The sequence below is a fragment of the Thermococcus sp. 21S7 genome (genome assembly GCF_012027615.1).
Lineage (GTDB): Archaea > Methanobacteriota_B > Thermococci > Thermococcales > Thermococcaceae > Thermococcus.
This window is the reverse complement of the sequence record NZ_SNUT01000004.1, coordinates 237,046-248,628: the sequence shown is the minus strand read 5'-3', so window position 1 is coordinate 248,628 and position 11,583 is coordinate 237,046. Positions and strand designations below refer to the sequence as shown.

At 57.5% G+C, this 11,583-nt stretch carries 10 protein-coding genes; 5 read left to right on the top strand and 5 right to left on the bottom strand.

Annotation, left to right across the window (positions count from 1 at the left end; genetic code table 11):
• The first annotated feature begins 220 nt into the window (after nucleotides 1-220).
• Nucleotides 221-949, top strand: coding sequence for an alpha-glucosidase (locus E3E51_RS08460; RefSeq protein ID WP_167912647.1), 729 nt, complete (start codon nucleotides 221-223; stop codon nucleotides 947-949).
• Nucleotides 950-957: 8 nt separating this feature from the next.
• On the opposite strand, the gene E3E51_RS08455 is transcribed toward E3E51_RS08460, so the two are convergent.
• Together E3E51_RS08455 and E3E51_RS08450 are read right to left on the bottom strand one after the other, a co-directional pair.
• On the bottom strand, nucleotides 958-1,275 hold the full coding sequence (locus E3E51_RS08455; protein ID WP_167912698.1) for a P-II family nitrogen regulator: 318 nt from the start codon (nucleotides 1,273-1,275) through the stop codon (nucleotides 958-960).
• 65 nt (nucleotides 1,276-1,340) lie between these two features.
• On the bottom strand, nucleotides 1,341-3,332 hold the full coding sequence (locus E3E51_RS08450; RefSeq protein ID WP_167912646.1) for a 1,4-alpha-glucan branching protein: 1,992 nt from the start codon (nucleotides 3,330-3,332) through the stop codon (nucleotides 1,341-1,343).
• A 129-nt stretch (nucleotides 3,333-3,461) separates the two neighbouring features.
• Between E3E51_RS08450 and rqcH the strand changes: the two genes are divergently transcribed.
• Nucleotides 3,462-5,414, top strand: a complete 1,953-nt coding sequence (gene rqcH, locus E3E51_RS08445; protein ID WP_167912645.1) for a ribosome rescue protein RqcH — start codon at nucleotides 3,462-3,464, stop codon at nucleotides 5,412-5,414.
• On the opposite strand, the gene nikR is transcribed toward rqcH, so the two are convergent.
• Nucleotides 5,411-5,827, bottom strand: a complete 417-nt coding sequence (nikR, locus tag E3E51_RS08440; protein ID WP_167912644.1) for a nickel-responsive transcriptional regulator NikR — start codon at nucleotides 5,825-5,827, stop codon at nucleotides 5,411-5,413. The genes rqcH and nikR overlap by 4 nt on opposite strands.
• A 251-nt stretch (nucleotides 5,828-6,078) precedes the next feature.
• On the opposite strand from nikR, the gene E3E51_RS08435 reads away from it, so the two are divergent.
• Nucleotides 6,079-6,525 carry a hypothetical protein gene (locus tag E3E51_RS08435; protein ID WP_167912643.1) on the top strand — a complete coding sequence of 149 codons (447 nt, stop codon included), beginning with the start codon at nucleotides 6,079-6,081 and terminating at the stop codon, nucleotides 6,523-6,525.
• Here E3E51_RS08435 and E3E51_RS08430 read toward each other — a convergent pair.
• Nucleotides 6,522-7,523 (bottom strand): TIGR00341 family protein, encoded by a 1,002-nt coding sequence (locus E3E51_RS08430; protein WP_167912642.1) that lies wholly within the window; start codon nucleotides 7,521-7,523, stop codon nucleotides 6,522-6,524. The two genes, E3E51_RS08435 and E3E51_RS08430, sit on opposite strands and share 4 nt — an antisense overlap.
• A gap of 116 nt (nucleotides 7,524-7,639) precedes the next feature.
• Between E3E51_RS08430 and E3E51_RS08425 the strand changes: the two genes are divergently transcribed.
• Together E3E51_RS08425 and E3E51_RS08420 are read left to right on the top strand one after the other, a co-directional pair.
• On the top strand, nucleotides 7,640-8,989 hold the full coding sequence (locus E3E51_RS08425; RefSeq protein WP_167912641.1) for a hypothetical protein: 1,350 nt from the start codon (nucleotides 7,640-7,642) through the stop codon (nucleotides 8,987-8,989).
• Between the two features lie 245 nt (nucleotides 8,990-9,234).
• Nucleotides 9,235-10,557 (top strand): TrpB-like pyridoxal phosphate-dependent enzyme, encoded by a 1,323-nt coding sequence (locus tag E3E51_RS08420; RefSeq protein ID WP_167912640.1) that lies wholly within the window; start codon nucleotides 9,235-9,237, stop codon nucleotides 10,555-10,557.
• 14 nt (nucleotides 10,558-10,571) lie between these two features.
• Here E3E51_RS08420 and asd read toward each other — a convergent pair whose 3' ends face one another.
• Entirely contained in the window at nucleotides 10,572-11,576 is a 1,005-nt protein-coding gene (gene asd / locus E3E51_RS08415) for an aspartate-semialdehyde dehydrogenase (protein WP_167912639.1), read from the bottom strand.
• Nucleotides 11,577-11,583: the final 7 nt, after the last annotated feature.

Below are 11,583 nucleotides of genomic sequence, written 5' to 3'. Positions count from 1 at the left end.
ATGGCCATCAAGAAGAAGTACGGCGAGGAGCTTGCAAAGAACGAGGTGCTCATAAAGGTCTGAGGTGATGAAGATGGACGCAGGCGCTCTGGCTTTCCTAGTCTTTGCTTGGGGCTCCATATTCATATTAATGTACTGGAGCATTACCAAGCTCCTGCACCATGAAAAGCAGCAAAAGGCTTAAAGCTCCCTTTTCTTTTACATTTAGGAGGTGCGGTTAATGAAAAGCGCAGAGATTCTGCGAGATGTTGCGCAGACGTTAGAGGATGTTGAAAAAAGGATAAACTCACTCAAAAACCTCTCAGATAAAAATAAACAGAAGGCCCTCAGGCTCATCCATGAGTCCCGCGAGAACTTCCTCAAGCTATCCGAAACCCTCGCCGTGGACAACGAAGAACTGGCCAACTTCTTCCTCAAAAGAGCGGTCAGACTGAAGAACAACACGACGGACAAATACATCGAGAAAATGGGGGAAAGGGAGTACATGAAGGACGTTACCGCGATGAACAAGTACTCCAAGGTTGCACCGTACGACTTCGCGGGTGAGGTCAAGGTTCTCCGCAGGGCGTACTTTGCATTCCTCGCGGGTATGGTCCCGTTCTATATCATCTCGGGCATATTCGGCCCGATGTACGCGTTCACCGCGCTGATACTGATAATCCCCACGCTCCTGGCGATGCTGAGTCTGAGGAAGAGGGGCAACCTCGGCCTGATGCTCTCGTTCGCCGTGATGCCCATCCCGATGGTCATGGGGGCGTTCTCGATAAGGTACGCAATCTACGCGTTCAACGATCCGACGGAGCTCTCAAGGATAGCGGAAGCTTTCGGCAGGAGCATATCGTTCGCCCAGGGGGTCGTAGCCGTTATAGGCGTTCTCGGAGCGGCCATACTGATCCTGCTCGGATACGCGAGCTACATGCTCTACAAGCACAGGCATGCGTTCCTATGAAAAAGCCCTCAGTAGAGGGCTTCGTTGCCCTTCTCCCCCGTTCTTATCCTCACTGCATCCTCCACAGGGAGGATGAATATCTTTCCATCTCCGGGTGTTCCGCTCCTCGCGTTCCTGACGATGACGTCTATTACCTTCTCCAGGTCTCTGTCCTTCACGACGATCTCAATCTTCATCTTCGGGAGGAGGTCGTAGGGCGGAACGCCTCCCTGAACGCCCCTCCCCTGCACGGGGTAAGCCGTCATGGGCACGATGCCTACCTGCTTGAGGGCGTTCTTCACGCGGTCGAAATCGTTTCCCCTAATAATCGCCTCAACCTTTTTCATGGCAACCACATAGATAGTTTGTCAAAACTTCAGAAAAGGCTTTCGAAACGAAACAAAAGGAAGATTCAGGAAATCTGGGCCAGAAACTTCCTCAGCCTTTTGGGTGAGATACGCGTTTTCTTGGCCAGCTCCTCAAGATCGGCACCCTTGAGGTCTTCGATGCTATGAATCCCTGCCCGCCGGAGCTTTGCCAGCGTTTTCGGCCCGATGCCCTTTATCCGCAGAAGGTCGCTCTCACCTGTGGGGGACTTCCTCTTCCCCCGCGCCAGGGACTTTCTGGATTTGCCCGAGCTGGGCCTCTTCACATTTCCGGGAGGTCTAACGGCCATCTCCTTGACGACCTCCGTGGCGTAGGCCCTCTCCGGAAGCTCCTCCCTCGGCCGTTCAACCGGCTCTTCGCCCCTTTCGGGCGGAACCTCCGGCGGTTCGACGTACTCCTGAACCTCCGGTGGACTCTCGCTCACGTAGCCGCCGACAAGCACAGGAGTGAATGGATTATCGCGCTCCTCAAGCCCCTTAAGGAGCCCAACGTCAAAGCTTCCGGTTTTGACGTACCTCACCAGCTCGTTGGCCAGCCTGTGAAAGTCCCCGCTGTGCACCAGAACCCGCCTCTTTCCGTACTCCCTCGCCTGACCGGTCGTTATAAGAAACTGCCAGTCGCTGGCTTCGAGTATCAGCAACTCCCTCGCGAGCTGTTCGAGGATTCTATCGGTGGTCCTGTCCCTTCCGTAGTACGCGCTCGCCAAGGCCACCATACGCTCCTCGGCGCTGTAGACGTGCCCCCACGTCCACTCGGTCTCCGCGTTCCACCACGTCGAGTGGTCCGCATTGGCCCCCCACGATCCCTCTGGGAGTTCAATCTCATACCTCTCGCCGGTGTAGCGGTCAAGGAACGCCGAAAGCGTCGTGGTGAATATTCCCCTCTCCGCCATCAGCTCAAGAACCCTGCCAAGCCATTTGACGCCCTCGAACCACCAGTGGCCGAAGAGCTCCGTGTCGTAGGGCGAAACGATTATGCCCTTCTCCCCGAACCTCTCCTCGAACTCACCCAGCAGCCTCTCCGCCAACGAGACGAAGTGCCTCGCGTGCTCCTCGACCCGCTCCAGGGCCTTCTCAGGGTCGTAGAACTCCTTCTCGCCGAGATCAACGTTTTTCCCTGTCACACGCCAGTACTGGCCGCCGCTCTTCTCGGCCTTCCTGTGGAACTCCCTGTACCAGAAGTCGCCGGGATAGCCGTAGTGCGCGCTCCAGACCTGGTGGCCGGTTTCCCGGTTGCGGGCGAAAACAGCCACCCGGGAACCCCTAATCCAGTAGGGCCTCAGCGTGCTCTTCTCTCCCTCGTAGAGCGGGATCTCGCCGTAGCCCTTCGTCACCGGGCCCTCATCGACCAGGTTGCTCTCCACAAAGAAGTACTCGATGCCGAACTCCTCCAGGAATTTTTCTATGCCCTGCCTCTCAACCTTCCTCCCGTCCGGCAGCTCCCACTCCCCCGCCGGCCTGTAGGCGCATTCGGGCAGCCATATTCCCCTCGGCCTCCTGCCGAAGTGCTTCTCGTAGGTCGCTATCCCGTTGGCGAGCTGGGCCCTTATCGCCTCGTCCCTGCCTAGGAGTGGCAGGTAGCCGTGCGTTGCCGCTGAGGTTATCACCTCGATGTATCCCGCGTCCTGGAACTCGCGGAACTTTCCTATGATGTCGCCGTTTATGGCCCTCCAGTAGTCGTAGACCTTCCTGAAGTGGTTCAGGGAGGCCCTAACTGCCCTCTCGTCGTACTTGCCCGATTTCAGGTCTTCCTCGGTGGTCTCAATCTTCCGGGTTAGGTACCTCTCGAACTCGGCCTTGATGTAGTCGTCGGCCAGCTGCTCGGCCAGGACGGGGGTTATGTTGATCACGAGCTGGAACCTCACCCCCGAGGAGCGGAGGCGCTCGAACTCCATGAGAAGGGGCAGGTAAGTTTCGCTCATGGCCTCGTAGAGCCATTCCTCCCCAAAGGGCCATTTGCCGTGCTTCCTAACGTAGGGGAGGTGGGTGTGGAGGACGAACGTGAAGTAGCCTTTCACTCTGTATCACCGAGGGTGTTATCGCACTTGGAGTATTTAACCTTATCCAGAACAGAGTTGGGCCCGTGAACACTTACGAACACCGGTTAGGTTTAAAGGGTGGAGGGACAATCCGTGAGGGGTGAGAGGATGAAGGAAGAGATGAGCAGCGTTGATATCCGCTACATCGTGAGGGAACTGCAGTCCCTGGTTGGCTCTCGCGTTGACAAGATTTACCACGACGGCGACGAGATTAGGATAAAGCTCAGGACGAAGGAGGGGAGGCAGGACTTAATCCTCCAGGCCGGGAAGCGCTTCCATGTGACGACGTACGTGAAGGAGGCGCCGAAGCAGCCGTCGAGCTTCACCATGCTCCTCAGGAAGCACCTCAGCGGCGGGTTCATAGATGCGATAGAACAGCACGGCTTCGACAGGGTAGTGAAGATTCGCGTTGGGGACTACACCCTCGTCGGCGAGCTATTCAGGAGGGGAAACGTGATACTCGTGGACGGGGAGAACAGAATCGTTGCGGCGTTACGCTACGAAGAGTACAAGGACAGGGCGATAAAGCCCAAGGCGGAATACCGGTATCCCCCAGCCAGGGAGAACCCGCTCGATGTAACGCGGGAGAGATTCATTGAGCTAATGCGTGAAAATGAGGAACTTGAGCTCGTGCGCGCCCTGGCGAGGAAGCTCAACATGGGCGGAATGTACGCGGAGGAGATTTCCATCAGGGCAGGATTTGACAAGACGACCCCGGTTAAGGAGCTGAGCGACGACGACCTGCTGAGGGTCTACGAGGCGATGATGAACACGTTCAACGATGAAGCGAGACCCAACATAGTCATCAAGGACGGAAACATGCACGACGTCGTTCCGATAGAGCTGAGAATCTACGAGGGATTCGAGAAGCGCTATTTTACCACCTTCAGCGAGGCCCTCGACGAGTACTTTGGAAAGATAACCCTGGAGAAGGCAAAGGTCGAGCAGACGAAGAGGCTTGAAGCCAAGAAGAGGCAGCTCCTCATGACGCTCAAGAAGCAGGAGGAGATGCTCAAGGGCTTCGAGGAGGGTGCGAAGGCCAACCAGGAGATAGGGGACCTGATCTACGCGAACTACGCCCTCATAGAGAGGCTTTTGGAGGAGTTCAGGAAAGCCACGGAGACCCTCGGCTGGGACGAGTTCAAGAGGAGGATAGAGGAAGGCAAGAAGGCCGGCAACAGGGTCGCGCTCATGGTGAAGGGAACCGACCCGAAGGAGAAGGCCGTCACGATAGAGCTTGAGGGGAAGAAGGTCAGGCTGTACCTCAACAGGAGCATAGGCGAGAACGCCGAACTCTACTACGAGAAGGCCAAGAAGTTCAGGCACAAATACGAGGGGGCGCTTAAGGCCTACGAGGACACGAAGAGGAAGCTTGGCGAGGTAGAGAGGCTCATCGAGGAGGAGCTCAAGAAGGAGCTCAGCGTTAAGAGGATAGAGAGGAGAAAGAAGAAGTGGTTCGAGAAGTTCCGCTGGTTCGTTTCGAGCGAGGGCTTCCTTGTTCTGGCCGGCAAAGACGCCGGCACCAACGAGATTCTCATAAAGAGGCACATGGACGATAACGACCTCTACTGCCACGCCGACGTTTACGGCGCCCCCCACGTCGTCATCAAGGACGGGGGGAAGGCCGGAGAAAAGACCGTCTTCGAGGCCTGCCAGTTCGCGGTTTCGATGAGCAAGGCATGGAGCAGGGGCGTTTACAGCGAGGACGCATACTGGGCGCATCCGAGCCAGGTCACCAAGCAGACGCCCAGCGGCGAGTACCTGGGCAAGGGGGCCTTCATGGTCTACGGCAAGAGAAACTGGCTCCACGGGCTTCCGCTCAAGCTCGCCGTCGGCGTAATCAACTACGAGGGCGAGGACTTCGTGGTCTGCGCGCCCATCGAGGCCATAAAAGCCCACACGGACCGGTACATCGTAATCCGGCCCGGCTCACTCAAGAAGAGCGAGCTGGTGAAGAAGATAAAGGGCATCCTCGAAAAGTGGGGATACAAGGTAAGGGAAGAGGACATCACCTCCGCCCTGCCGCCGGGGAACGGCGAGATAGCTGATGTCGTTGGCTAGACCAGCTCCTTTCCCGTTCCCGTCATCACCAGCTTGCCGTGCTTTACACCCTTGAGGCTCAGCAGCCTGTCCGCTATCTCCTTTATCCTGTTCGCTTTGCCCTTAACTATGACAACCTCCAGGCAGTTGTGCTCGTCCATGTGGACGTGAATGCTGGAGATTATCTCGCTCAGATAGTCGTGCTGGAGGTCGAGGAGTTCCTTGACCACCTCCGCCTCATCGTGGTTGTAGAGCATGGTTATCGTGCCGGCGACCTCACCCTCGCCCTGCTCCCACTCGTGCCGGACTATGAAGTCCCTCATCATGTCCCTTATTGCCTCGCTTCTGTTGACGTAGCCCTTCTCCTCGATTATACGGTCGAACCTTTCGAGCAGCTCATCCGGAACCGACACACCAAAGCGAATAATCTTCATGACACCACCGTATCATTTTTGGAGCCAATCGTTAAAAGCTTGACTTTTTCTTTTCACGGGCCCCCGCCTTTTGAGATGGGTGGGCATCTGGAAAATTAGCCTCCAGCGAAGAAAGCGGGATTATCCCATTCCCACGCCTGGTGTTTCACTGACCTCCTCCTAGCTGGGGGCGAGGTTCGGCTTAACCCCTCACCATTGACGGGAAGGAGGTCATGCGAAAGCCTTTTATTCGGGCCCGAGAAGGTAGCCCCATGGCGATGGAGGAACTCTACGCAATAGCCCAGAGGGAGCTCGCCAAGGACCTGGTGTTCGAGATAGACGAGGAGCCAGTGACTCTCTCCATACGGGGCGTTCTGCTGGCGAGAACCGACTCCAAAAGCTACAACTTCTCCTTCTTCGAGCTGAGCGAGGACGAATTCGTTCTCGCGGTTCAGATGAAGGGCTTCGTCGTCTACCTCGGCATCGAATCGGACGAGGAGCTGGAGGAAGAGGTCTATCCCGAACTCGTCAGGGCTCTCCTGGAGCACCTCACGCCGCAGATAGCCCTACTCATCACGAAAGCTGAGAAGGAGTACTCCGGCAGGGCCGACCTGCTCCTCGACGACGAGATGGGTCCTGACATGAAGGAGTTCTTCTACGGCCTCCTGGTCAAGCACAGGAAGGGAAAGCCGGTCTACGAGCAGACCGAAGTGGCCTAGCCGAGGAGTTCCACCAGGACAAGGGCGGCGAGCATAATTGCCAGCACCAGCATCGTCCTCTTCGTGTACAGCTTCGCGGCCCTCCGCTCGTAATAGCTCCTGGGAGAGACGTTAAGGACGTAGAGTCCAAGGAGGGAGCCGCTGAGAAGACCGAGGACGTTCTCAACGGTGAGGGCGAGGGAGCCCCTAAAAATCCCCCACCAGCCCATCGCAAGGGATATCCCAATCACAGTCGTCGGTGGAACGAGGGCGGCCGCGATTGAAACCCCTGCCAGAATCTCGGGGATTCTGCTCACTATGGCAACTATTCCGGCGTAACCGAGGATTAGGGCCAGGAATATGTAAACCAGGCCCGAGTCGCCGCGGACGAGTATCTCATGGGTTGGTTCGGGGGGCATTGAGCCCGCAAACCTGAGGGCCAGGGATACAAGGAAAGCGGACAGGAATATGACGCCGAGGAGTTTGAGAATGGAGGAAACGGCATCGAGGGCATCCCTGCCCCTGCCCATGACGATGTTGAGGGAGAAGCCGTAGAGCGGGCCGAGGATCGGTGAGAGAAGCATCGCGGAGATTATCATGACTATGCTGTCGTTGATGAGGCCGAAGAGGGCTATGATCGAGGCAACGGCACCGAGGGTGAGCTGAATCGGGTCGACCCGCGCCTGGTTGTTGGCGTTCTCGATGAGCCCCTCTATGGCCGCCAGGGTCCAGCGGCGCTTGAACTTTTTAAGGGACTTTACCGAGTTGGCGTACTTCACGGACTTCCCGCTGACGGGGGCCCAGGTTATCGATGAATGCCCCTTCCGCAGGTCAACAGCCTTCATCAGCTCATCGACGACGTCGTTAATCACGAAATCCGGCACGAGAGCGGTGAATTTGAGCGCCCTATGCTCGTTGCTCTGCACCTCCTCGGCGTAGAACTGAAGGCTCCACTTGGTCAGAACCTCCCTGACCTTCTCACCCTCGCCCTCGTCGCAGTAGATTTCCAGCCGAAGCATGGCCCATCGGAGGGACTACGGGCCCGGCACTAATAACCCTTGTGGAAACACTTCAGGATAATTTGAAGCGATTGTAAACCTTATAACCCTCTGCGACGTAGAGGGTAAGGGGGAACATGGCGGGCAAACTGATTGCTTCCGTTGCCGTTTCGGCGTTGCTCTCATCCCTCGCGTGGATAATCCTCCAGCTCAACCACCTCCTCGGAGTCCTCCTCTTTATCTCCGCGGTTATCGTACCCCCAGTGGTTTTCAGGAACTACTACAGCAAAAGGCCCCTCCGGCTGGCACCGTTTCTGGCGGCATCGCTCATCCTGATGCTCCTCTTAATGCCCCCTCCAGTCACGGGCCCGAACGTCGAGTTCGGCCTACACTTTGTTACGGACTGCCGGGGGAGAGAGGGCGTCACCTGGCCGCTGGGAGGTGGGGAGCTTACCTGCTCCTGCAACGAAACGGTTGCGTACTCAACGATTCTCGTCAGCGGGGCTGCCTGGAAGTCCGCAGGGGTCAGACTTCCCGTCCTCGGTCGTTCTGTGACCATATATGAGCCAAGAGGGAAGGCCGATAGTGCCTACCTCGGGGCCGTGGAACGCGTCGAATCGGAGGGCTACCTAGGGATTGTGGAGAACTACGGAACGTACTCTCGCATCATGAGAGACGCCCTCTTCGCTAAGGGCGAGGAATGTATATATCTGGCCGAAACAAGGATTCTCGGTGGAGGTATCGCCGTTATCTCGGCGCGGGGCCCCTGCAGGGGCGTCAAGGGGTTTGCGCTTCGCCGGCACGAGTACTACCTCTGGAACGCGAGCGAGCCGCCGATTTTTAGAGAATACCGCTTCAACTGGAGCCCAAGCGGGAGCGTCAGAGTCGGAAGGTTTCTGCCATCGGACTGGCCGGAGGAATGGGTGAGGAACACCTACAAAGCCATAGGAATCGAGCTCAAGGGAACCGGATACGTCAAGCGGATGGAGGGAAAAAGCGGGGACTGCAGGTGGTCCCTCTGGGTAAGGAATGAAGAGTCGCACTACGTTGCCCTTAATGGGAAGGAAATCCTCGTTTTAAGCGGAAAAACCGGAGAAGTGAAAAACTTGGCGGAGGAGATTTCACCCTGCGGGCTGAGGAACGGCCGGGAAGTTAGAGGGCCGGCGCCTGAGGAGGTGCTCAACGCCGTAATTGGGGAGCTCAACGGGAGCCTCGTCCTGAAACCCGCCGGAGAGCCTGCCCTCTGGGCCCTCGCTGGAAAGGAGTTTTTGACATCTGTGGGTGAGAAGAACGTCAGCGTGACCCTTCTCGTGTACGGAATTCGTGGACAGTGCGACTACGCCCGCTACCTGCTCGACACTTCCGACGGAAGAACGACCTCCATCTGTCTCGAACGCGGAGGATACTTCATCGCTGTGGCAGTTAAAGGGGAAGCCAAAGATGTACAATTCGTCTTATCGTCAATAAAGCAACCGAAAAGAACTTAAGGGAGACTGACTTCCATACTCCGATGTCCCATGGCTGTCAGGAGTGATCGTTTTTGGCTTTGAGGGGACGCCCTTGATTCCAGGGAAAGCGGTTAGGCGGGATTGTTTTTGGCGCTGAGCTGAACAGGGGGGCTTGTTTTTGGCCGCACAGTTCTGTCACTTAAACGCTCCGGTTTAGTCCTCACGCTCTTATTCCCTCACCCTTTGGGACTTCCCTTCTCGAACGGGTTAAAGGAGGTGCTGGAATGAAAGCCGTTCTGCCGGATTCGAAAATACCAAAGAGGTGGTACAACATACTGCCGGACCTTCCGGAGCCGTTAGCCCCGCCACTCGACCCGGAGACCGACGAGCCGATGGATCCGGAGAAGCTGCTGAGGATTTTCGCGGGGGAGCTCGTGAAGCAAGAGATGAGCACCGAGCGCTACATCGAGATTCCAAAGAAGGTCCGCGAGCTGTACGCCAAGATTGGAAGGCCAACGCCGATTTTCAGGGCGACAAACCTCGAAAAGGCCCTCGGGACGCCGGCGAGGATTTACTTCAAGTACGAGGGAGCAACCGTAACGGGAAGCCACAAGATAAACACCGCCCTGGCTCAGGCGTACTACGCGAAGGAGCAGGGGATAGAAAGGCTCGTGACCGAAACCGGTGCCGGCCAGTGGGGAACGGCTCTGAGTTTGGCAGGAGCGCTTTTAGGTCTCAAAGTTCGCGTTTACATGGCGAGGGCGAGTTACCAGCAGAAGCCCTACAGAAAGACGATAATGCGCCTCTACGGGGCTGAAATCTACCCGAGCCCAAGCGACAGGACTGAGATAGGAAGGAAGTTTCTCAGGGATGACCCGAACCACCCTGGCGGCCTTGGAATAGCGATAAGCGAGGCTATCGAAGATGTTCTCCGCGACGAAAAGGCCCGCTACGCCCTCGGGAGCGTTCTGAATCACGTGCTCATGCACCAGACGGTGATAGGCCTTGAGGCCATGGAGGGGATGAAGGAGTTCGAGGAGCCGGACGTTATAATCGGCTGCGTCGGCGGTGGAAGCAACTTCGCCGGCCTTGCCTACCCCTTCGTGAGGGACGTCCTGAGCGGAAAGGCCGACTACGAGTTCATAGCGGTCGAGCCAAGGGCGGCGCCGAGCATGACAAGGGGAGTTTACAGGTACGATTTCGGGGATTCCAGCGGCTACACTCCAAAGATGAAGATGCACACCCTCGGACACACATACTACGTCCCGCCGATTCACGCCGGAGGGCTCCGCTACCACGGGCTCGCTCCAACGCTGAGCGTCCTGATAAACCACGGAATAGTTAAGCCGGTGGCGTACCACCAGAATGAAGTCTTCCAAGCCGCGGAGCTGTTCACCAAAACCGAGGGCATAATCCCCGCCCCCGAAAGCGCCCACGCGATAAAAGGCGTCATAGACAGGGCACTAAAGGCGAAGGCGGAAGGGGAGGAGGAGGTGATACTCTTCAACCTCAGCGGCCACGGTCTTCTCGACCTCAAGGGATACGAAGATTATCTGGACGGAAGACTGGAGGACTACGAGCCGGACCACTTCCCGGCCCTCGGCTGACCCCTTTTCATTTTTTAGATGTAGCCGAGCCTCTTCGCGAGCTCCGCGTTGAGGAGCGATCCCCCGGCCGCCCCGCGGACGAGGTTATGGCCCGTAACCACGTACTTGAAGAATGAACCGCTCCCCTCCAGCCTCCCGACGGTCACAGTAAAACCCCGTCCCCTGTCCCTGTGGAGCCGCGGCTGGGGAACGTTGGTGTAGACGAGCGGCCTCTCGTAGCTTGGGAGGCCAAACTTCGCGAGGGGATCGAACGACTCGAAGGCCCCCCTGATTTCATCGGCACTTCCGCGCTCAAGCTCTATGAAGACTGCCTCGGTGTGCCCGTGCAGAACCGGGACGCGCGTCGCTATCGCGGACACCTCAAAGGGTGCCGGTTCTATCCCCTCCCCTCTCAAACGTCCGAGGATTTTCCTGCTCTCGGTCTCAATCTTCCACTCCTCACCGCGTATGAGTGGAACCACGTTGTCCTGTATAGCGAGGGCAGAGAGGCCCGAGAAGCCCGCGCCGCTGATGGCCTGCATCGTGGCCACGTGAACCCGTCCGATTCCAAACTCCATGAGCGGAGCGAGGGAGACGGTTAAGACCGCAGTGGAGCAGTTCGGGTTCGTAACTATGAAGCCGTCCCAGCCCCTCTTTTCACGCTGGGTCTCGATGAGCTTCAGATGCCCGGGGTTGACCTCAGGGACGAGTATGGGCACGTCCTCGTCGTAGCGGTGGGCCCTGGCGTTGGTGAAAACGGGAATTTCCTCGGCGAGCCTCTCCTCGACTTCCAGGGAGAGGGAAGCGGGCAGGGCGTTGAAGACGAGCCCCACGTCCGGGTCTTTGAGGAACTCCTTCAGGGAGACGACCTCGATGTCCCTGAACTCCTCTGGGGAGTCGTCAACGAGTTCGCCGTAGCGCCTTCCTGCCGAGCGCTCCGACGCGACCAGCTTCTCAAGCCTGAACCAGGGATGTCCCGCGAGGAGCCTCACGAAAGTCCTCCCGACCATGCCAGTTGCCCCAAGAACGGCGACGTTCATTGGAATC

Coding starts and splice junctions, on each gene's coding strand:
- asd (WP_167912639.1), bottom strand. CDS start 11,576: ATGAACGTCGCCGTTCTTGGGGCAACTGGCATGGTCGGGAGGACTTTC.
- E3E51_RS08435 (WP_167912643.1), top strand. CDS start 6,079: ATGGCGATGGAGGAACTCTACGCAATAGCCCAGAGGGAGCTCGCCAAG.
- E3E51_RS08425 (WP_167912641.1), top strand. CDS start 7,640: ATGGCGGGCAAACTGATTGCTTCCGTTGCCGTTTCGGCGTTGCTCTCA.
- E3E51_RS08455 (WP_167912698.1), bottom strand. CDS start 1,275: ATGAAAAAGGTTGAGGCGATTATTAGGGGAAACGATTTCGACCGCGTG.
- nikR (WP_167912644.1), bottom strand. CDS start 5,827: ATGAAGATTATTCGCTTTGGTGTGTCGGTTCCGGATGAGCTGCTCGAA.
- E3E51_RS08420 (WP_167912640.1), top strand. CDS start 9,235: ATGAAAGCCGTTCTGCCGGATTCGAAAATACCAAAGAGGTGGTACAAC.
- rqcH (WP_167912645.1), top strand. CDS start 3,462: ATGAAGGAAGAGATGAGCAGCGTTGATATCCGCTACATCGTGAGGGAA.
- E3E51_RS08430 (WP_167912642.1), bottom strand. CDS start 7,523: ATGCTTCGGCTGGAAATCTACTGCGACGAGGGCGAGGGTGAGAAGGTC.
- E3E51_RS08460 (WP_167912647.1), top strand. CDS start 221: ATGAAAAGCGCAGAGATTCTGCGAGATGTTGCGCAGACGTTAGAGGAT.